Genomic DNA, 21,574 nt, shown 5'->3' with positions numbered 1-21,574 from the left:
TTTCTGTTCCAAGCCCAAGATCAACTCTTCTGAAATGTGTTCAAAATCGCTTTAACAAAACCTCCCAAAAACCTTGGCAGCTTAAACGTGTAAAATTTCATGGTTTACCCTCCCATCAATTCATGCCGTACGCAGGAGACTTTCTTCTTGTTCTAACGGTAACGTACTGCAGTCCTCCCTGCCAAAACAAAAAAGGCTACATGAGATTTCTGCTCATGTAACCATATTTATGCGTCGAGGACTTGGCCTATACCTTTAGTCGTAATAGCCTATTTTTTTAACGAAGTGCCGCTTCCGCTGCTTCTCGAATCTCAAGGATCGCTGCAGCACGATCACTCCGGCCAAAAACTGCATTTCCTGCAACCAAAACATCCGCTCCTGCACTGACAACCAATGGCGCTGTAGCTTCCGAAACACCACCATCGACTTCAATAAGTAGATCTGGATTGACTTCATTCGCCCATTCTCTAATTTGAGTAATTTTGCGCAACGTGTTAGGAATGAATGCTTGACCTCCAAAGCCAGGATTGACAGTCATCACGAGAATCATATCCACATCCTCAAGCACCTCACGCACCGCTGATGCCGGTGTGCCAGGATTAATAGCTACTCCTGCCTTAAGACCCAATTCCTTGATCTGATGCACCACACGGTGTAAATGAACGCAAGCCTCTGCGTGGACAGTAATCACACTAGCGCCTGCGGCAGCAAAATCAGAAATATAACGTTCTGGAGACTCAATCATTAAGTGAACGTCTAGTGGAAGCTTGGTATGTAACGAGACCGCTTTTACGATTGGTGGACCAAGCGTTATATTCGGCACAAAATGCCCGTCCATTACATCCACATGGATCCAATCCCCGCCACTGACCTCAGCTTCTGCAACCTCTGAACCTAAACTTGCGAAATCGGCAGACAATATAGATGGTGCAATTCGTATCATGACTTAGTACCTCCGCTTTTTATCTTTCATTTCATTAAAAAATAATTTGTAATGTTCATACCGGCTATCAGCGATATTCCCAGCTTTCCATGCCTCGATAACTCGGCAGCCTGGTTCATGCTGATGACTACAACCACGGAATTTACAATCCCCAGCATAGTTAGCAAATTCACGGAAACAAGTAGAGAGCTCTTCAACCCCAAGCTCAAGAAAATCAAGCTGACTAAAACCAGGGGTATCCGCTACAAAGCCGCCCCCGCCAATATCCATCAATTCTACATGGCGGGTAGTATGACGACCACGGCCCAGACGTAAGCTGATCTCACCTGTCTCCAGTTTAAGTCCTGGCACAATACGATTCAATAAGGTCGACTTTCCTACCCCAGATTGTCCGGCAAATACACTAATACCACCAGTAAGCCGCTCTCTTAGTTCATCACTGCCAGCTCCTGTAATTGAGCTTGTAACCATCACTTCATAACCAATATCCTCATAGAGCTCTTTAACATACTTAGTGGCTTCACCATTATCATTAGCCAAATCCTGTTTGGTCAGAACGATTAAGGGTTCCAGTCCCGAGTGCTCAATATGAACTAGGAACTTGTCCAATAGATTCAGGTTCATATCAGGCTCACGCACAGAAAATAATAGAACGGCAAGGCTTACATTCGCTACAGGTGGACGAATTAACTCAGATTCTCTAGGGAGAAGCTCATCCACCATCCCTTCACCATGCTCAGTCAGCATATAGATCACGCGGTCACCTACAAGAGGAGCGATCCCCTTTTTCTTAAGTATGCCTCGGCCTCTGCATTGAACTGAAACTTCCTCTGTTGCAATTAATCCTTCACGAAGCGGTTTTACGTAATAATATCCGCTTAACGCCTTTACTATTATTCCTTCAGGCATACATAGTGAGCCTTCCTCTCCTGATTTTGCGAAAATGACCCAAGTTTGAAAATCCCCGGGTCACTTCGCTGCCACAACTATTCAAGCACTTCTGCCCTGATTAGTTATCGCTTTTATCTTTAGATTTGTCTTTGTTTTTATTATTATGCTTGTCATCATTTTTATTACTGTTCTTGTTGTTACCACTATTGGTCGATTCATTATTCACCGAATTGTTAGTAAGGAATCCCGTCTGATTGACTGATCCAGTATTAGTAGACCCTTCGTTGTCTGAACTTGGAGGCAGGATCTCAGGCTCAATGGTTGGTTCAGCAGTAGGTGTAGGATCTATCGGTGTCTGAGTCGGCTGCGGAGTCGGAACCGTCGGTGGTTCAGGTTCTTGCACCGTGCCATTCTTGGCATCAATATATGGAATCACATAAGTGTCTAAAAGCACACCATCTCGGGTAACAATAACAGAGCCATCTTTATTCGGAGCAAGCACTAGATTAACGGACAGCACTTGGCTCTTTCCAATGGTACGCGTTCCCCAATCTTGTTTTTCACCATTATTGCGCGCATCAACGAATTCAATTCGAATCTTGCTCTTCTTTCCATCCTGTGCAGGAGCTACTGGTACATTAAAGGTATAATTCAGGGCTTCAGGTGGATAACCTGTACTTAAGTAAATCGTAATCGCTGTTCCAGGTGGAACAGAGGTACCTTTCTCATAAGCCCAAGTTTTCGTTACCTTACCTTCATCAACTGTGAAGCTGGATTCTTCCTTTACATCTCCGAGGACCAGTTTGGATTCTTCCAAAAGCGCCTTAGCTTCACTCTCCGTCTTACCGATGAGGTCTGGCATCGTGACACTTTCTTCTCCTTTGCTAACGTAGAGGGTGATTGAAACCGTCTCTGGATCAAACTCGCTGTCAATGGCTGGGTCTGATTTTACAACCTTACCCACCTCCATATTTTCATCGAAGAGAGGTTCATTCTTAATTTGATTCTGGGGTACACCCTTTGCTATTAGCGCTTTAACCGCTTCGTCAAAGCTTAAATTTGTAACATCTGGCATCTTAGTTAATGGTTTCGCCGTATTCACAGTTAGTATTAGGGAGGCTCCCTTTTTCACTTTGGCGTCCTTTTCCCTACTTTGCTTCATGACCACATTCTCTTCGAAATTCGGACTGTAGTCATACAGTATAGGATCAGCAACCTCAAGCCCCAAATCCTCAAGTTCAGTCTTCGCTTGTTCCAGCTGTTTACCGACCACGTAAGGAACCGATACCTCAGGAACAACTAATTGGGATTTAACGTACCACACGAGACTGGCCATAGCCAGCAGTAACACTAAAGTTAAGCCAATCCATAATGCAGGTTTAGTCCATTGTTTTTTACCTTTTTTCACAGGTACCGGATCGTCATCATCATCTTCATCATTATCCATCCGGTCGTGGCGATGATTACGATTTCCATTGCTTCTTTGGATCGGTTTAATCGCTGGTATGACCCGCGTTCGATCCTCGTCTTCCTCATCGTTAAAAAGAACTTTTGCTTCACTACGGCGTTCCGGCAACAAGCAGGTTTCTAAATCCTGCAGCATTTGCTTTGCAGACTGATAACGCTCTTCCGGATTTTTACGCATCGATCTTAGAATTACATTCTCAACGCTTTGCGGAATAAGTGGATTTATGAGCCTTGGCTCTTCAAACTCTTCTTGCAGATGCTTTAGAGCTACGCTAATCGGACTCTCCCCTAAGAATGGAAGACTTCCGGTAAGCATTTGATAGAGTACAATCCCTAATGAATACAGGTCGGATTTCTCTCCTGTTGATACACCTTTAGCATGCTCTGGTGAGAAATAATGAACGGAACCTACTACAGAGCCTGTCTGAGTAATGGTAGTAGATGTTACCGCGCGAGCAATACCGAAATCTGTTACCTTCACCCGGCCATTGCGCCCGATCAATATATTATGTGGTTTAATATCCCGATGAATAATTTGATTCTGATGAGCGTGATCAAGTGCATCACAGATTTGTGAAGCGATCCTTACGGACTCGTCAACCTGTAATGGCGCTCGTTCTTTTATAATTTCATTAAGATTCTTGCCCTCAATATATTCCATGACAATATAATGAATTTCGTCTTCTTGTCCTACATCGTAAATACTAACCACATTCGGATGAGACAAAGATGCAGCTGATTGCGCCTCACGCCTAAAACGGCGGATAAATTCCTCGTCATGAACAAATTGATTACGCAATACTTTAATGGCGACGTTTCGGTTTAAAAGAATGTCATGTGCTCTATAGACGAGCGCCATTCCACCTCCGCCGATCCGTTCGATGACTTGGTAACGGCCGCCCAGTTCGTGACCGATCATCAATCCCACTCCTTTGTTTCGGGCACAGCGGCCTCTCCATGATGTTCTAACAAAGCGACGCTAATATTATCGCCGCCGCCAGCAAGCAGTGCCAACTGAAGTAAGCGGTCCGCTCTTTCCTCTAACGGTATCTCATGTATTCCCGCTACCTTGCCCAAATGCTCATTGTTAACAAAATTACTTAAACCATCACTGCAGAGAAGCAAAAGTTCCCCAGGTAGCAGGGTAACAGGGGCTAAATCAACCAGCACCTCAGCATCTGTTCCAAGTGCTCTCGTCAGCACATTCCGTCTCGGATGATTATCTAATTCCTCCACACTGATCTGACCGTTCTTGAACAGCTCATTGACTAGCGTGTGATCTTCGGTTAATTGAACTGCTGCACTGTCCTTTATTAAATAGGCTCTGCTGTCTCCGATATGGCCAATATATCCGTTTGAACCATTCATCAGGGCAGCAACGACAGTAGTACCCATATTGTGGTACTTCTCGTCGCTGGAAGCCTCCTTGAAGACAGTGCTGTTAGCTTCCAAAATAGCAGCTGATAACGCATCACGCAGTGCTTCGTCCTGAAGCTCAGGCAAGAGCCCGTCTAGGGTATTCCTCATCGTCTCCAATGCAAGCCTGCTCGCGGTTTCACCAGCCTGATGTCCACCCATCCCATCGGCAATTATGCCGAGTGTATAACCGTGGCGCGTCGCGCCGATCCAGACCGAATCCTCATTGACAGAGCGCACTCGGCCAATATCGCTGGCATGAACTGTTCTGATCAAATATCCTCACCCCAACTCCATATGTTTGGCACGCAGCTGTCCGCATGCGGCCGCGATATCATGGCCTTGCTCACGGCGAATGGTAACATTCACGCCGTTGTCAGCCAAAATACGTTGAAACTCAAAGATATCATTGCGTGAAGTACGTACATATTTCCGCTCTGGCACGTGGTTTACTGGAATCAAATTGACGTGGCATAGCATGTTCTTAAGCACACCTGCTAATTCCTCAGCATGCTCCGGCTGATCATTCACCCCGCCGATCAATGCATACTCAAAGCTGACCCGTCGCCCCGTCTTAGCTTGATAATAACGTAAAGATTCAATCACATCATCAAACGGAAAGCGGCGGTTAACTGGCATTAGCTTCGAACGCAGTTTGTCGTTAGGTGCATGAATCGAAATCGCCAAATTTATTTGTGTATCTTCTTCTGCAAATTTATAAATGCTCGGCACAATCCCGCTAGTGGAAACAGTAATATGCCGTTGTCCGATATTTAGACCTTTCTCATGAATCATAAGACGCAAGAATCTCATTGTTGCATCATAGTTCTCAAACGGCTCACCAGTACCCATGATAACAATACTGCTGACACGTTCACCCCGCTCATCCAAGATCTGTTGAGAGCGTACAACCTGAGCTACAATTTCACCCGCTGTCAAATCACGTTTCAATCCACCAAGCGTAGAGGCGCAGAAAGTACAGCCGATTCGGCAGCCTACTTGAGTTGTTACACAAACGCTATTTCCATAATTATGTTTCATGATAACTGTCTCGATCGCATGATCATCATGCAATCCAAACAGGAATTTTACTGTTCCATCTTTCGATTCCATTTTAGTAATCTCAGTGAGCGCTGCAATGGAGAATTGCTCGTTCAGCTTCTGACGAAGTCCTTTAGACAAATTGCTCATGGATTCGAAGTCACTTACACGTTTTACATACAACCAATCAAAAATCTGTCCACCACGAAAAGCAGGCTCACCGTTATCTTTCGCCCACTGCTGTAACTCTTCTAAAGAAAAATCATATATTAAAGGTTTCATTATTATTAGCACCTGTTCTTTCATAAGGATATGCGTATTATTTCTCATTCTTCCTATTTTAACACAAATTTCAGAGACGGTAAAAGAAATAGCCCGCCGTACGTTAGCCCGGCGGGCGGAAGATACAACGATTGTCAGTAAATTTGCTATATTACAAGACTCTTTGAAGCTTGGAGATATAGAACCCATCACTGCCATAATGATGTGGCAATAACTGAATCCCCTCACCTACAGCCAGCGCAGTACCTTCCAATCTCCCCCACAGCGGGGAAGCAAATGTTATAGAAGTGAAATCAGGATTTTGCTCCAAAAAGGCAGCTACAACCTCACTATTTTCCGTTTGCTCAGTCGTACAGGTACTATAAACCAGAACACCACCCGGTTTCAACAGTTTAGAAACCGACTGTAGCAGCTGACCCTGCAGTGATGCTACACTTACAACATCCTCAGGCTGCTTACGCCATTTGAGATCTGGCTTACGGCGGATTACACCAAGCCCAGAGCAAGGCGCGTCCAAAAGAATTCTATCGAAGGAATGATGCTCTAAGGTATGCTCAAGCTCCAGTGCATCTGCACTGCCTGTTACTACGCTTTCGAGACCTAACCGTGCAGCTTGATCCGAGATAAGCTTAGCTTTATGTGGATGCAGATCGTTAGCGAAAATAGATCCTTCATCTTTCATCAGCTCACCCATGTGGGCCGTTTTGCCCCCAGGCGCGGCGCAGCAATCAAGCACTCTCATTCCAGGCTCAGGTGCAACAGCTTCAGCTACAAGCATGGAGCTTTCATCCTGAACAGATAGATATCCATCCCGGTACCAGGATGAAAGAGCCAGATTACCGCCGCCTTTTACAACAATACCATAAGGACTTACTTCAGAAGCAGAAGCTTGCAGACCTTGTTCAATCATCTGACTCAACAGGGCTTCACGGCTAATCATCGTAGTATTTACGCGTACACTGACAGCGGGTGGCTCATTGTTAGCAGCACAAATAGCTTCCGCAGTGTCAACACCATACTCCGTAATCCAGCGCTTCACTAACCATATAGGATGGGAATACTGAATAGATATCCGTTTCGCAGGACCCAATCCATCAGGTATTACCGGCAGATTTCCAGCGCGCAGCACATTACGAAGCACGCCATTAACCATACCCGAAATTCCTTGATGGCCCTTTTTCTTAGCTATATTAACAGCCTCATTTACAGCTGCATGAGATGGTATGCGATCCAGGTACATAATTTGATATAAGCTTAGACGCAGTAAATTACGCACCCAGGGCTGCAATTTAGCGATCCCTTTGCTAACAAATTCCTCGAGCACATAATCAAGTGTATTCATCCGAGAGATGGTACCATAGACAAGCTCTGTAACTAGTCCAGCATCTTCTCTGCTAAGTGCAGACTTCTGCAGACTGCTGTTCAGCAATAAGTTGCTGTAAGCCCCTTGTTGTTCGACCTTAACCAGGATATCGAGAGCGATATCGCGGGCAGAAGCTGTAGCAGCATTACCTTTATTTCCGCTACCGCCCTTTTTACCACTCACTGCTTTATGATCGTTACTATTTTTATTACCAGAGTTATGACTTACTCCTGATCGGCCCGCACCGTTACCGCCCGCGCTCAACCTAGCACCATCCCTGGTTTCATGACACCGCCACGGCTAAAATCCGCAGCGCTCATCGCTTTCTTACCAGCAGGTTGAACCGTAGTTAGCAGCAGACTTCCGTCTCCTGTCTTAACCTCGACACCATGTTCAGTGACCGAAAGTACCGTTCCTGGCGCACTATCAGTTGATTTCTGCTCAGCAGGAATTTTTGAAGCCCATACTTTGAAGGTCTCTCCATTCCAAAGCGTAAACGCACCGGAAAAAGGTACTAATCCACGAATTCGATTATAGTTATCACGTGAGCCAGCGTTCCAATCCAAACGCTCATCCTCACGATTTAGGTTAGGAGCAAAGGTCGCTTGACTGTCGTCTTGCGGAGTCGCTTGAACAAGGCCGTTTACTAATCGCGGCATTTCAGACTTCAAGAGATCACGTCCAGCAAGGCTAAGCTTCTCGAACATCGTGCCGGAAGTATCCTCATCCTCGATAGCCACCTCGACGCGCGAGATCATATCTCCAGTGTCAAGTCCTTCAGCCATATACATCAAGGTAACGCCGGTAACCTTCTCACCGTTAATGATACTACGTTGAATCGGTGCGCCACCCCGGTATTTAGGAAGTAGTGAACCATGAACATTCACACAACCATTACGCGGCAAATCCAATACAGCTTTAGGCAAAATTTGACCATAAGCAGCTGTAACAATCAGGTCAGGCTCATATGCAGCTAACTCTGCGACAGCCTCAGGTTTGCGCATCCGTTCAGGCTGGAGCACAGGTAAACCGAGAGATAATGCGGCTTCTTTAACTGGTGAAGGAGCCAAGATCTTTTTACGTCCTTGCGGTCGATCTGGTTGGGTGACGACTGCTACAACTTCATAGCCTTCATCCATCAGCATTTGCAAGCTTGGTACCGCAAAGGCTGGGGTTCCCATGAATACAATCTTCATATCCTCACTCCTCAGTCTCATTGCGTTCAGCTGTCATCTCGTATACTTTTTCAGCGATATCGGTAAACAGTACTCCGTTTAGATGGTCAATCTCATGTTGAAAAGCCCGAGCAAGTAAACCACTGCCGGTAATGGTAATTTCTTTTCCCTCACGGTTAAGACCACGTACGGTTACTGTCTCTGCACGGCGTACATCACCATTTAATCCGGGAATACTAAGACATCCTTCAGGTCCTAGCTGCTCCCCTTCTGTACCGATGATTTCCGGATTAATCATTTTGATCAGCCCGTGCTCTTCATCTGCATCCACCACAATTAGGCGCTTCAAAATGCCAACTTGTGGAGCTGCCAGCCCTACACCTTCAGCGTCATACATCGTATCAGCCATATCATCTAACAATTTTTTAACATTAGGTGTAACTACAGTTACTTCTTTTGCTATTTTGTGCAACACTTCATCCGGTTCCTTAACGATCATACGTATCGCCATTAAAAACACCTTCCCGTTCTGTACATCTCTATATTTAGAGTTTATTGATCTAGCTCTTTTTTTACATTGTAACATGATAACGATTTACATCAACATTTGCGGATCAACATCAATGCTGATCTGAAGCCCTGTATCCCGTACAGAATCCTCCAACTCCTCAGCCACTTGTCGAACAAGCCCTATCACATCGATGGCGCCGCGCCATTTTATCATACATTGGAATCTATATCTACCCTTTAAGCGAGGGATTGGAGAAGCTACGGGACCTAACAGATCTAGTACATCCGTGGTTAGCTTATCTAGACTCCCATACCATCTTAGATTTCTGGCCTTCCCCTGCAGATTCATAGCGTAATTCTCTGCCATCCGGAGTAGTAGCGGTAACTGCTCATGGGATAATGTAACGAGTATCAGTCTGCAATAAGGCGGATAATGTAGCCCTCTGCGATGCTTCAGCTCTTCCCTTACAAAAGAGAGATAGTCATGCCCGCTAGCATGAATAATAGAATAATGCTCTGGTGTATAGGACTGAACAACGACCTCACCCGGAAGCTGATGCCGACCTGCTCTTCCAGCAACTTGTGTAAGCAATTGGAAGGTCTTCTCCGCTGCACGAAAATCGGGCAGGTTCAACGCTGAATCTGCTGTAATTACGCCAACAAGAGTTACGTCAGGAAAATCCAAACCTTTTGCTACCATCTGAGTGCCTAGCAGAACATCCGCTTTTTTGTCTCTGAATTGATTCAGCAGCTTCTCATGCGAACCTTTTTCTGTCGTTGTATCCACGTCCATACGAATCACCCGTATCCCAGGAAACAACTTACCAAGCTCTTCTTCCACCCGCTGCGTCCCCGTTCCGAAGAACCGGATATGCTCACTTCCACACTCTGGACAAAGCTTAGGTGCCGGTTCAGCATGACCACAATAATGACAACGCAAATTGTCACTACGACTATGGTACGTTAATGAAATATCACACTCGGGGCAGCCTGCTACATATCCGCAACTCCGGCACATAACAAACGTCGAGAAACCTCTACGGTTAAGCAATAACACGGTCTGTTCTCCACGTTCCAATCTTTCAGCCAATGCAGCATGAAGCTTTCGACTGAACATTGAGCGATTACCTTCTTTAAGCTCCTCCCGCATATCCACGACATTTACCTTCGGTAGTTCGTTACCAAGCGCGCGGGTAGGCATCTCTAGAAGGACTGGTGAAAAATGAATATCACTCTGCGCTCTAGCAGCATGATAGCTTTCTAACGAAGGCGTGGCGGAGCCTAAAATCACGGCTGCCCCACACTGTTCGGCTCTGCGAATCGCTGCATCACGGGCATGATATTTCGGATTTTCCTCCTGCTTATATGAGGTTTCATGCTCTTCATCCATAATAATCAAACCTAGGTTAGAGAACGGGGCAAACACCGCTGAACGGGCGCCAACGGCAACCGTAGCCTTTCCTTCACGGATTTTGCGCCACTCATCGTAACGTTCGCCAACAGATAATCGGCTGTGCATTACCGCGACACCACTTCCGAAGCGCCCTTTAAAGCGCTCCACCATCTGCGGCGTTAATGCGATTTCCGGGACGAGCACTACGGCCTGTCTACCTTGATCCAGACAACGTTTGATACATTGCAAATAGATTTCTGTCTTACCGCTCCCCGTAACGCCATGTAACAGAAAAACTTCATGGAGCTGTTCTTCTAGCGTTCGTGAAATACGTGTGTATACAATCTCTTGTTCTGCTGTAAGTGGCAGAGGCGTAGTAGGCTTAAAATCACGTCCTTGATAAGGGTCGCGATAGACTTCGATTTCACTGATTTCGATAAAGCCTTTTTCCTCTAAACCCTTCACGGTGCTTGCCGTCACTTGAAGTGCAGACAAGACTTCCTTAAGCGCCATTGGGAGTGTAGCTTCCCTTTCAATCAGAAAGCTAAGTACTTCCTTCTGTCGCGCGGACTTTTTGGGGAATTTATTCAACGCCTCACGAGCAGCGGTGATCCCTATCGCAAGATCTACTGCTTTCAGCTTCTTCTTGCCCATTTTATCTTTAATCGATTGGCTCTCTACAAGAACTCCACGTCTTAGCATGAACTTCACCGTCTCCGCAGCCTCCGGAAATGCACGGGTGAGCTGCTTCATGGAAACTTCGCCATTACGTCCGATAAACTCAGTAATTAGTCGTTCCTCATTCCCTGTATCTGCAAACATAGGGAATAATTCATCATCAGAAAATGCTGCTTCTTCTTCCACATCTCCTAGCGAAATCAGTCGTTCTGCCTTCCCTTTTAGAGCAGTGGGCAGCATCGCTTGCAGGGCTGAAATTCGTCTGCATGCATATCTTTTACTCATCCAGTCCGCTAGCTCAACTAATTCAGGAGATAAAGGTGGAAGCAAATCCAGCACCTCTTGAATAGCCTTAAGACCAGGATTCACTACTGTTTCACCTGACTCCAGAGAAACGACAAAGCCTTGCACCGTGCGGTGTCCAAACGGTACTGCTACTCGGCTGCCCACTTCAATCCATAACTTTAGTGATTCTGGAATACTATAATCAAATGGCCGGTCAGTGCTGCGTACAGGCACATCCACAATGACCTTGGCAATATCCATTATAATGAAGCTCCAGTAATCCGCTCTGCCACGAGCGTCAGCAAGCGGCGAGCGACCTCATCCTTAGACAATTGTGGCAATTCGAGCACCAATCCATCTACATCATAAATCGATACAATATTCGTATCCGATCCGAATCCGGCTCCTGCAGCCGCTACATTGTTTGCAACAATGAGATCGCAGTTTTTGCGGACCAGCTTGTCCTTTGCATAAAATTCTGTGTTTCCCGTCTCCGCAGCAAAGCCGATCAAGAACTGCTTGTCTTTGTTCTTACCTAGCGTTTCCAGAATATCCGTTGTTTTTATAAGCTCAAGAGTCAGTGTATCTCCACTTTTTTTAATTTTGGATGGCTCACTTTGCTTAGGCCGGTAATCCGATACAGCAGCCGCCTTGATCATGATATCGCAGCTATCCCACTGCGCAGTAACCGCATCGTACATCTCTTGTGCAGATTGAACACGAATGACATTCATATCCGGGTCCTGCGGAGGCGCTTCATCTGTTCGCGCAGCAATCAAGGTAACCTCAGCACCCATTGCACGTGCAGCACGTGCCAATGCAAAACCCATCTTACCGGAGGAATCATTGGAGATATAGCGTACCGGATCAATCCGTTCTACTGTACCACCAGCTGTGATGACGATCTTTTTACCCTTGAGTGGACTAGACTTCACACTTTCTTGCAACGCAAAAAAATCCTCAACATTACTTACAATAGTCTCTGGTTCCTCTAAACGTCCTTTACCCACGTAACCACATGCCAGCAGACCTTCTCCAGGCTCAATAAACTGAATACCTCGTTTAGCGAGGGTATCCAAATTGCTAAGTACAGCGGGATGCTGATACATATGAACATTCATAGCCGGTGCCACCATTATAGGTGCAGTAGTAGCGAGTAACGTTGTGGATAACATATCATCCGCAATTCCGTGCGCCATTTTAGCAATAATATTTGCAGTTGCTGGTGCTACTATCACAAGGTCCGCCGAATCAGCCAAATCAATATGCGAGATGGAGGATGGGTCCCGTTCCTGGAATGTATCGCTATATACTCGTTGCTTCGACAGTGACTGTAGAGTTAATTCTGTAATGAACTGCTTTGCCGAAGCTGTCATAATGACATGAACCTCGGCTCCTTTTTGGACAAGCTTACTGGTCAGGGCTGCTGCTTTGTAAGCGGCAATTCCCCCTGTAATCCCAAGTAAAATAGTCTTCCCCTTCAAGCTCTTCAACATGATCTCCCCCCTGTTCCCTTCTCTTACAACGAATGATCTATTTCTTAAACTTCTTATATTTTGAGAAAAAAATAACAACCTTCCGGTTGTCAGAAACAGCCCGGTCTTGGGCTATCAGCATTCATTAAAGACCCATAATTGCTCCATAACCCAAGAAGAAACGGCATCGCCTAATAACAAATAGGCGGTATCCGTTTCTACAAAAGGTCATATCTAAATAAACTTGAGACTACTCTTCACCACGGGTAAGCGTAATGCGATCTTCGTAAATTTCCTCAAGAGCAACACCGACAAATTTATGCGATCTAGGGTTCTTCACATCTGTCTTGCCACCCTCACGCAATTGTCTAGCACGACGTGCTGCGGCTACAACGAGCGAATACTTACTGTCAACCTTGGTCATCATTTCATCAATTGATGGATATAGCACTGGGACACCTCTTCATAGTTTACTGGTAATACCTTCAGCCTTGCAGCATTCATTATCTAACTTTACAATGTTCGGCGATAATAATGCTTTCTATTCTCTTACAGGCCAGATCAATCTCATCATTTACAACAGCATAATCATAATGCTGCATTAGATTAATCTCATCCTCCGCTACAGTCATGCGGTGATCGATCACATCTGGATGTTCCGTACCCCGTCCGCGTATGCGGTCCTTCAGCTCATCCATAGAAGGTGGAAGAAGGAACACAAAAATACCTTCAGGAAATTTTTCTTTAACTTTGAGAGCTCCCTGAACCTCAATTTCGAGAATAATATCTTTGCCGTTATTGAGAGTTCTCTCTACAAAATCACGTGGAGTACCGTAAAAATTACCTACGTACTCCGCATATTCAAGCAGTTGATCGGCTTCTATCATAGCCGAAAACTCCTCTTTGCTTTTGAAAAAATAATTCACGCCGTCTTCCTCACCCGCACGCGGACTGCGAGTAGTAGCTGAAACTGAGTAGACAAGTTCGGGCATCTTCGGTCGTAGCGCAGTACATACAGTACCTTTACCCACGCCGGAAGGTCCGGATAATATGATGAGCAATCCTTTTGACATAATACACTCCATTTAGTTGTTATTCGTCGTTGTCGTCATCTTTACTGGATAAGCGATGCGCTACAGTCTCCGGCTGTACAGCCGACAGAATGACATGATCACTATCTGTAATGATTACGGCACGAGTCCGTCGGCCATAGGTGGCGTCGATCAACATATGTCGATCTCGAGCCTCCTGGATAATACGTTTGATTGGTGCAGATTCCGGACTGACGATGGAAATAATGCGATTGGCGGACACAATATTCCCAAAGCCAATGTTGATAAGTTTGATTGCCATGTTCCGGTAGTTCCCCCCATAAAGTTCTATGCTATTGCCTGTTCCCGGTTACTCTATGTTTGCCGCTTGTTCACGAATCTTCTCCAGCTCAGCTTTCATGTCTAGCACAAGACCCACGAGTGTTAAATGATTACATTTCGATCCGATTGTATTCGTCTCCCGGTTCATCTCCTGAATGAGAAAATCCAGCTTGCGTCCTACCGGTCCTTTCCCCTTCAGGAGGGTTCTGCATTGTTCGAAATGACTATACAACCGGGTCAACTCTTCATCAATATTACAGCGATCTGCAAAAATAGCGATTTCCATCCCGAATTTATGCTCATCAAAAGCGAACGTCCCATCATTTAACTCATTTAATCGATGACGAAGCTTGTCACGATATTCAATGATTACAACAGGTGCAAGTTCGACCATTTCAGCATGCATGGATTCGAGATGATTGAGACGCTGTTCAATATCAGCGGCTAGAAAACTGCCTTCACGGGCGCGCATCTCTAGCAGAGACTGCAAACTCTGCTCAAGTCCCGTCTCCAACATTTCAGAGTAGTCTTCTAAGGCCGCGGACACGGCACCCGCAGCCTCATCTTTGCTTTCCATAATACCGGGTATAGAAAGTATATCACGTAGAGTCAACTCACCGGACAAACCATACTCGTTCTTAAGCTGATCTGCTGCCTTAAGATAAGTCATGACAGTAGAGCGATTCAGAACCGGTCCGGAAGACGACTCATCGTGCTCTCTATTGATGGTAACATCTATCCTTCCCCGTTTGACGTGCTGCTGAACCTTTCTTCTCAGCACATCCTCATAACCCGTCCAATCCCGGGGCATCCGCAGTACAACTTCGCAGTACCGGTGATTCACCGATTTCACTTCGAACATAATCTTGTAGCCGCCGAATTGCAGGGACGATTGACCGTATCCGGTCATGCTAAATGACAACGGAATCACATCCATTACACTATTGTAATTGATTATTACTAGCGAAACAAGGGGGACAATTTACGTCCTGATTTCTCCCATACATACTCGATCAACTGTGTACTCATATCATAGAACATAAACGGTGTCATCAAATAGATCCCATTGAAATGGGCAGTTGCAACATCTAACAACTCTTTAGCGATGGCGACCCCTTCAGCTCTTCCTGCTTCTCCTTCAAGTCCCTTCATGCGATTCCGGACATCATCCGTAAGCTGGATTCCCGGAACCTCGTTATGCAGGAACTCTGCATTACGCCCACTAGCCAGTGGCATCACACCAATAAACACAGGAATATCCAGATGTGCAGTTGCCTCAGCGATCTTTACGATAAGCTGCTGATCATAGACAGGCTGAGTCATAATATAATCAGCACCAGAGGCAATTTTCTTCTCCAGTCGCTGTACGGCCTTATCTAAATGTTTCACATTCGGGTTAAAGGCAGCACCAATAACAAAATTTGCTTTCTGCTTCAAAGGTTTACCTGAAAAGGAAATGCCATCATTCAACTGCTTAATCATACGAATAATCTCAAAAGAGGTTAAGTCGTAAACCGAACTTGAGCCGGGAAGATCTCCGAATTTCGCTGGATCTCCAGTCACCGCTAACACATGATCAATTCCTAGCGCATCAAAACCCATCAAATGCGATTGGGTACCAATCAGATTGCGATCGCGACAAGCAATATGCACTAGTGGACGGAGTCCAGTTTTAGCATGCACCAAATGGCCCAAAGCCATATTACTCATCCGTGTAACAGCCAGTGAGTTATCGGCGAGTGTCAGCGCATCCGCACCTGCTCTTCTCAACGCTTCTGCACCCTTCATGAACTTGCCGATATCCAAATCACGAGGTGGATCAAGCTCAACGATAACCGTATGACGTTCCTTGACTAGATCAAGCAGGTTCGGCTCACGACCATCTCTTCCCTCATCTTCGCCAAAATGCTCCTGCAAAGATACACGCTCCACAGTCGGAAGCGTCGGTTCTGGAAGTGGCTGAGGTACGTAATCTTTCAATGCGGAAGAAATTTCAACAATATGCTGCGGAGTAGTACCACAGCAACCCCCAATAATTCTGCAACCCATTTCTGCAAAAGTAACTGCCATTTGTCCGAAATATTCCGGTGAGGCTCCATACCGATATTCTCCATCTACATAATCCGCAACGCCCGCATTCGGATAGACCGAGGTAGGCAGAATAAGATTGCCTTGTACCGCTTTTAGTGCTCTCTTAATCCCGTTTGGGCCAGTATTACAGTTAAATCCGATGATATCCGCTCCATCACCTTCTAAGATCCGGAAAGCCTCTGGTAAAGTCAATCCATCTAATGTACGTGCCGATTCATCCACAGCAAATTGGCAAATGACTGGGAGAGTACTATGTTTACGTACTGTTCTTAGCGCAAGATGCAGTTCCTCGACATCGTAAAAGGTTTCTAGCATAATACCGTCTACTTCTTCTTCTAATAATGCTGTAATCTGCTGTGTAAAATACTTCTTCAACTCTGTCGATGAGAGATTTGCACGCTTACCGGCGCGAATAGAGCCTACAGCACCTAATACATAGCCTGTATCTCCAGCAGCTTTACGAGCGATTCTTACTCCGGCGCGATTAATTTCTTCAACCTTGGACTCCAAACCATATTTGGACAGCCTGTCAAAATTCGCTGAGAAGGTGTTGCTTTCTAGCAGCACTGCTCCTGCATCGATATAGCTGCGATGGACATCTTCGATAACCCCCGGAGAGGTCAAATTTAATTCTTCGTAGGAAATGCCGACAGGGAAACCCTTCTGATATAAATAGGTACCCATCGCTCCGTCTCCGACCAATACTTTGTTTCCCCATGCGGAACGTAAATCCGGCTTCACTGCAAGATCCTCCCCTGTCACATTAGGTTCTACTTTAGTTTCATACTAATGTAACATAAATCGCTATGGATGATAAGCTTTCATAAGAAAAGAAATCAACCCCCCAGTGGTATGAATGATCAAGTATTAAAAGCCTCATACTAACGTTAAAAACAATAAAAGGGGTATTTAAGTGAAGAAAAAAACAAGAAAGTTTCTGATCCGAAAATACACGGTAATTCTACTCTTATGCATTCTCTGCTTATTATTTCTGTATTTGGGAGATTGGATGTACGGATATGGTCTGGGCAATATCGGTTATATTCTAAATTACTTGCTATATACCCCCTCTGAGAAAGTCGCTGCTTGTATTTTATTGCTATGCCTGATTATTCCCGATATCCTAGCCTGGAAGACGGGGCATCAACCAGAACGAGGAGGGGAACTGTGACTTCTTATCGCTGTAATAATAATTAGGAGCAATGGAATCAACACCATAAAGAAGGGAAAGACCGTGTATAGCAGTTTCCCTCCCTCTTCAATATGTTCTGTGAAGCTTCGGGCATTCAGCATCGAACTGAACAGGATTATTAGAGCTACCGGATACACCATTCTTCGGTAAGGAATCTTGAACAATTCTGAAATCCCAATAAGTGCTGCTGCAAAAAAAACAGACAATTTGAAAAAAACACCGATTATTAGCACCATGACAATTAGAATATCCACACGTTGAATAAAATCGGAGATAGAGATCTTACTGATCGTAGGCATTAAGGGGAACGGAGAACGCCTGACAATATCTGTACCAAGCACCGATATATTTAAGGCCATAGTCATACTTAACAGTATACCTGATACAAATATGCCCGCTGCGATTACCCAAGGACCTTTTTTAACGTTATTCAGATAGGGCATAAGCATAGTAAAACAGATCATTTCACCAAAAGGGAAAATGTAGTTTTGATGTAAAACAGAAGAAACAATTGGCTTAATTCCATTCTCAAAAACAGGGAGCAAACGGTTCAAATTAATGGAGCCCGAGAACATTAACATGCTCGAACAAAATAAACCGATTAATATCACAATCACCGCAAACACCAACGAAGTTCGGGACAGCACTTCTACTCCTTTATGCAATACATAAGCACTAGATAATACCATTAACATCGCTACAATGAATAACGGCGTCCTGTGCATAGTAGCCATAACTAGCATAGAGCTACCATCTCGCAGATCACGACCAGCCAAATTAAGAAATATCACGATATAAGCTATGGATATCAACGAACCCACATATTTACCAAATAGTTGCCGGATATATGCCGTAAGGGGCAGATTCGGAAACTTTCTATAAAGATAGGCATATCCTGCAAAAACAATTAATCCTATCAAATTCCCCAGCAATATGGAAATCCAAGCATCCTTATCAGACTCCATTCCAAGATTCACTACCAGCGCCGTCCCTAGTTCAAACAACACTGTCAGGGTGAAAAATTGAAGTAGTCCTATTTTTATATTTCCCATAGCTGCCCTCCTAAATTATCATTTCTTTTTGGACTGAAAGGAATCACTCCGCATGTCGGTATGCCGAATAACTATATCCACATTAAACTTGATCTCACAGGTTGCAAATATGCTATCCCAATGATCTTTTACTTGCTTCCACCCCCGCGGATTCTCTCGTTCTACAACTTCACCAAATCCAAGATAATCGCTTTTTAACGAACGAGCTGCTGAGACAGCTGCATGTAACTTATCATTGATACTCTGTTCTAGAAGTTCCGAAAGATTATTTAAGACCTTGGGATCTGTCAAATCCAAAGCATTAGGCGATTCTTTTAAACCTGCCTGCTCAGTGATATTTATTGTGATTACCGGATGCTCCGCGTCCTTCGCATCAGCATGAATATGTACCTGAGATAAATACACGATGAACGCTACATATTCATCCTCACCAATCGAAACCACTACTGGAATTTGTGTAATTTTATTCTTTAGCAGGGCAGTGCCTATAGCTTCATCACCTCGTAGCCAGCCTTTCAGCTTGTCCTCTTTAAATGCAGCGAAGTCTGTAACTCTAAGAATGGCCTCAGGATCTATATTTTTCAAACTGTCGTTATTATCTTTTTTGTCCAATTCGCCTGTTACCATTACCCCATTGACGATAGGCCCACCACCTGGAATTTGAATACCACGAATTATATCGTCTACTTCCATCCGGTAATTATATCCATACTGTTTAGAGGTCGTCTGCAGCTTCTCCACTAGATCATTGGCAGGAATCTTGCCAAACGTAGTCATGGTCGTCATACTATCTACCGCCGGCTGTCCCTTTGATATAAAAATAAAACTGCTTAGCCTAGTTTCACTCTCTCTTTCTAGGACATCCATCATATCTTTGATACCTTCGCGAGCAAACTTCTCCGAAATAACGATCACTCGGATATGTCCTAAGGACAAGAAACGCGCAGTCTGACGCGAGGCATTAGCCAACGCTTCAAACATTGTACGTCCACTGCCTTTATATACTACGACTGGCGAAGTACCTCTGGCGTTCTCGCCAGAGATTTCGTCAGCAATTATAATCTGAAAAGATAATACATATTTTTCCTCATCTGTAGGACCTCTATCAATAGCCACTCCAGAAACGATTGCCCTTCTATTTAACTCCACACTGTCCCAGCAGCCTGTAAGACTGAGAAATATCAATAAACATAGCAGGACAACCCCAATAAAAATAGTGCGATTACTCTTCATCCTGCGCTCCTTTTTTTGGATGCTCTGCCCCAGTAGATTTTTCAAGGATTTTAGGAGAAACATTCTGTTCATGTCCTGTTGAGATCTTCTTTCCTTCCGAAATGCCTTCTTGCCTCTTTGTTGTAGAAACTCGCTCCGTTCTCAAAGCCCATAAGGGCAGTCTTAAGAACGCATCTTTTTGACCATGTGAGGATATAGGCACTATAGGGGATAGATAAGGGACACCGAATGAACGCAGACTATTCATATGTGCAAGCAAAACAATTAAGCCTAAAGTAATCCCATAAAAACCAAACATACCGGCCAGCATTAAAAATCCGAAACGGATAATTCTACCTGCTATCGCCATGTTATAAGCAGGTATAGCAAAGCTCGCAATCCCTGTCAGCGCTACTACAATAACCATAACCGGTGTGATGATTCCTGCTTCTACTACTGCCTGTCCCAAAATAAGAGCACCAACAACGGATACTGTCTGTCCAACTGCACGCGGCATTCTTACTCCAGCTTCTCTAATGATCTCGAACGCTCCTTCCATCAGGATTGCCTCCACAAAAGCAGGAAAAGGTACATTTTCACGTTGTGATAATAGATTGATTAACAGGGTTGTAGGAATCATCTCATAATGGTAAGTGGTTAACGCTATATAAACGGAAGGTCCAAGAATTAGTACAATAAAACTGATATATCGAACAAGACGCATGAGAATTGTAATATCGAACCTTTGAGCATAATCCGAGGCAGACTGAAAAAACAGTGTAAATACCGCAGGCAAAATCAATACAAACGGGGTGCCATCTATAATGATCACAACCCTACCCTCTAATAGGTTCGTCGCTGCAACGTCAGGCCGTTCACTATTATTAATGGTTGGAAAAGGTGTGAAGGTTTTATCCTGAATTAGTTCTTCAATATAACCGGATTCCATGATGGCATCGACATTAATCTGTTGTAGCCGATTTCTCACCTCTTCTACCAACTTCTCGTCTGCATTGTCTTTAATGTACATGAGGGCCACATCTGTGTGAGTTACCTTTCCGATCTTAAAATGTTCTAGTCTTAGCTTAGAAGATTTAATTCTTCTCCGAATCAAGGAAATGTTCGTAGCTACAGATTCAACAAAACTATCCTTTGGGCCTCGCACGACTAGCTGGGTGGATGGTTCGCTGACGGAGCGAGCTTCTCCTCCTTCGGTCTCACACACAATTGCACTGTCATAACCTTCAATCAGAATGACCGTTTTGCCAGAAAGGATCGCCAGTAGAACCTCATTCCACTCCTCTTGCAGCTGTGCTTGACCTATTTCCAAAGCACGGTTCAATACGAATTCCTTAAGATCATTTGTTGCAGAGATGTTCTCTTTGAGCATTTCGTCTGTAATTCCGAGTAACGAACCGATTACGAATTCATCGACCGTTTCCTTGTTGACTAGACCGTTAAGATGAATCGCTGCTGCTTGAACGGGGCTCTCACCTCCGATCTTTACCTGACGAATTTTGAGATCAGGACTATGACCCAACTCATTATCTATTTGGTCGAGCGTTTGGTCCAAATCATCGGTAAGCCTCGGAATTCGAGTATCTTCATGAACTGAGGCTCCTTGTTGTTCCTTAGCGGATTTGTTTCTTCTATTTATCCCGTTTATGTTCAACAAGGTCCCCCCTTTTTTCAATCTTAGGGGTATTATTCTCGGTTATCCCTTCCATTATTCGGC

20 protein-coding genes are annotated in these 21,574 nt (G+C 44.7%); 1 reads left to right on the top strand and 19 read right to left on the bottom strand.

Translation table 11 applies throughout. The features are described 5' to 3' along the window. Nucleotides 1-20 precede the first annotated feature (20 nt). The 16 genes from spoVM to MKX60_RS17410 form a co-directional block, all read right to left on the bottom strand. Nucleotides 21-101, bottom strand: a complete 81-nt coding sequence (gene spoVM / locus MKX60_RS17485) for a stage V sporulation protein SpoVM (RefSeq protein ID WP_020431362.1) — start codon at nt 99-101, stop codon at nt 21-23. A gap of 176 nt (nt 102-277) precedes the next feature. Continuing rightward, nucleotides 278-943 (bottom strand): ribulose-phosphate 3-epimerase, encoded by a 666-nt coding sequence (gene rpe / locus MKX60_RS17480; RefSeq protein WP_076282910.1) that lies wholly within the window; start codon nt 941-943, stop codon nt 278-280. Nucleotides 944-946: 3 nt separating this feature from the next. Further along, nucleotides 947-1,852, bottom strand: coding sequence for a ribosome small subunit-dependent GTPase A (gene rsgA, locus MKX60_RS17475; protein WP_042187397.1), 906 nt, complete (start codon nt 1,850-1,852; stop codon nt 947-949). A gap of 100 nt (nt 1,853-1,952) precedes the next feature. After that, the gene (gene pknB, locus MKX60_RS17470) at nt 1,953-4,220 is read right to left on the bottom strand and encodes a Stk1 family PASTA domain-containing Ser/Thr kinase (protein WP_076282911.1); all 2,268 of its coding nucleotides are present in this window, start codon (nt 4,218-4,220) and stop codon (nt 1,953-1,955) included. Next, nucleotides 4,220-4,993, bottom strand: coding sequence for a Stp1/IreP family PP2C-type Ser/Thr phosphatase (locus MKX60_RS17465; RefSeq protein WP_076282912.1), 774 nt, complete (start codon nt 4,991-4,993; stop codon nt 4,220-4,222). Before MKX60_RS17465 ends, pknB begins: the two co-directional genes overlap by 1 nt. A gap of 6 nt (nt 4,994-4,999) precedes the next feature. Further along, nucleotides 5,000-6,040 carry a 23S rRNA (adenine(2503)-C(2))-methyltransferase RlmN gene (gene rlmN / locus MKX60_RS17460; protein WP_042187390.1) on the bottom strand — a complete coding sequence of 347 codons (1,041 nt, stop codon included), beginning with the start codon at nt 6,038-6,040 and terminating at the stop codon, nt 5,000-5,002. Between the two features lie 151 nt (nt 6,041-6,191). Continuing rightward, nucleotides 6,192-7,586, bottom strand: coding sequence for a 16S rRNA (cytosine(967)-C(5))-methyltransferase RsmB (gene rsmB, locus MKX60_RS17455; protein ID WP_341061128.1), 1,395 nt, complete (start codon nt 7,584-7,586; stop codon nt 6,192-6,194). A 77-nt stretch (nt 7,587-7,663) separates the two neighbouring features. Then, entirely contained in the window at nt 7,664-8,599 is a 936-nt protein-coding gene (gene fmt, locus MKX60_RS17450; RefSeq protein WP_341060550.1) for a methionyl-tRNA formyltransferase, read from the bottom strand. A 4-nt stretch (nt 8,600-8,603) separates the two neighbouring features. After that, a complete protein-coding gene (gene def / locus MKX60_RS17445; RefSeq protein WP_042126884.1) occupies nt 8,604-9,089 on the bottom strand; it encodes a peptide deformylase in 486 nt (161 codons plus the stop codon). A gap of 84 nt (nt 9,090-9,173) precedes the next feature. Then, nucleotides 9,174-11,705: a primosomal protein N' gene (priA, locus tag MKX60_RS17440; protein WP_076299453.1), complete on the bottom strand. Its 2,532-nt coding sequence runs from the start codon at nt 11,703-11,705 to the stop codon at nt 9,174-9,176. After that, nucleotides 11,705-12,940 (bottom strand): bifunctional phosphopantothenoylcysteine decarboxylase/phosphopantothenate--cysteine ligase CoaBC, encoded by a 1,236-nt coding sequence (gene coaBC / locus MKX60_RS17435; RefSeq protein ID WP_076282915.1) that lies wholly within the window; start codon nt 12,938-12,940, stop codon nt 11,705-11,707. The genes priA and coaBC overlap by 1 nt, the downstream gene beginning before the upstream one ends. A gap of 229 nt (nt 12,941-13,169) precedes the next feature. Next, nucleotides 13,170-13,370 carry a DNA-directed RNA polymerase subunit omega gene (gene rpoZ, locus MKX60_RS17430; protein ID WP_036686188.1) on the bottom strand — a complete coding sequence of 67 codons (201 nt, stop codon included), beginning with the start codon at nt 13,368-13,370 and terminating at the stop codon, nt 13,170-13,172. A gap of 52 nt (nt 13,371-13,422) precedes the next feature. Beyond that, nucleotides 13,423-13,992 (bottom strand): guanylate kinase, encoded by a 570-nt coding sequence (gene gmk / locus MKX60_RS17425; RefSeq protein ID WP_076299454.1) that lies wholly within the window; start codon nt 13,990-13,992, stop codon nt 13,423-13,425. A gap of 19 nt (nt 13,993-14,011) precedes the next feature. Further along, nucleotides 14,012-14,272: an extracellular matrix/biofilm regulator RemA gene (remA, locus tag MKX60_RS17420; RefSeq protein ID WP_006209218.1), complete on the bottom strand. Its 261-nt coding sequence runs from the start codon at nt 14,270-14,272 to the stop codon at nt 14,012-14,014. Between the two features lie 48 nt (nt 14,273-14,320). Then, nucleotides 14,321-15,214, bottom strand: coding sequence for a YicC/YloC family endoribonuclease (locus MKX60_RS17415; protein ID WP_042187381.1), 894 nt, complete (start codon nt 15,212-15,214; stop codon nt 14,321-14,323). Between the two features lie 38 nt (nt 15,215-15,252). Next, a complete protein-coding gene (locus MKX60_RS17410; RefSeq protein ID WP_341060549.1) occupies nt 15,253-17,124 on the bottom strand; it encodes a bifunctional homocysteine S-methyltransferase/methylenetetrahydrofolate reductase in 1,872 nt (623 codons plus the stop codon). A gap of 172 nt (nt 17,125-17,296) precedes the next feature. On the opposite strand from MKX60_RS17410, the gene MKX60_RS17405 reads away from it, so the two are divergent. Then, nucleotides 17,297-17,554, top strand: coding sequence for a hypothetical protein (locus MKX60_RS17405; protein ID WP_143759425.1), 258 nt, complete (start codon nt 17,297-17,299; stop codon nt 17,552-17,554). On the opposite strand, the gene MKX60_RS17400 is transcribed toward MKX60_RS17405, so the two are convergent. Genes MKX60_RS17400 through MKX60_RS17390 form a run of 3 tightly spaced genes read right to left on the bottom strand, consistent with a single transcriptional unit; the run spans nt 17,527 to nt 21,511 of the window. Continuing rightward, entirely contained in the window at nt 17,527-18,627 is a 1,101-nt protein-coding gene (locus MKX60_RS17400; RefSeq protein WP_076299456.1) for a GerAB/ArcD/ProY family transporter, read from the bottom strand. The two genes, MKX60_RS17405 and MKX60_RS17400, sit on opposite strands and share 28 nt — an antisense overlap. Nucleotides 18,628-18,645: 18 nt before the next feature. Continuing rightward, complete coding sequence (locus tag MKX60_RS17395; protein ID WP_076282920.1) at nt 18,646-19,860, bottom strand: Ger(x)C family spore germination protein; 1,215 nt, start codon at nt 19,858-19,860, stop codon at nt 18,646-18,648. Continuing rightward, the gene (locus MKX60_RS17390) at nt 19,850-21,511 is read right to left on the bottom strand and encodes a spore germination protein (RefSeq protein ID WP_341060548.1); all 1,662 of its coding nucleotides are present in this window, start codon (nt 21,509-21,511) and stop codon (nt 19,850-19,852) included. The genes MKX60_RS17395 and MKX60_RS17390 overlap by 11 nt, the downstream gene beginning before the upstream one ends. Nucleotides 21,512-21,574 lie beyond the last annotated feature (63 nt).

Origin of the sequence: Paenibacillus sp. FSL R5-0914, from assembly GCF_038004525.1 — a bacterium.
Lineage (GTDB): Bacteria > Bacillota > Bacilli > Paenibacillales > Paenibacillaceae > Paenibacillus_AQ.
The sequence above is the reverse complement of the archived record's forward strand: the minus strand, read 5'-3'. Positions and strand labels throughout refer to the sequence as shown.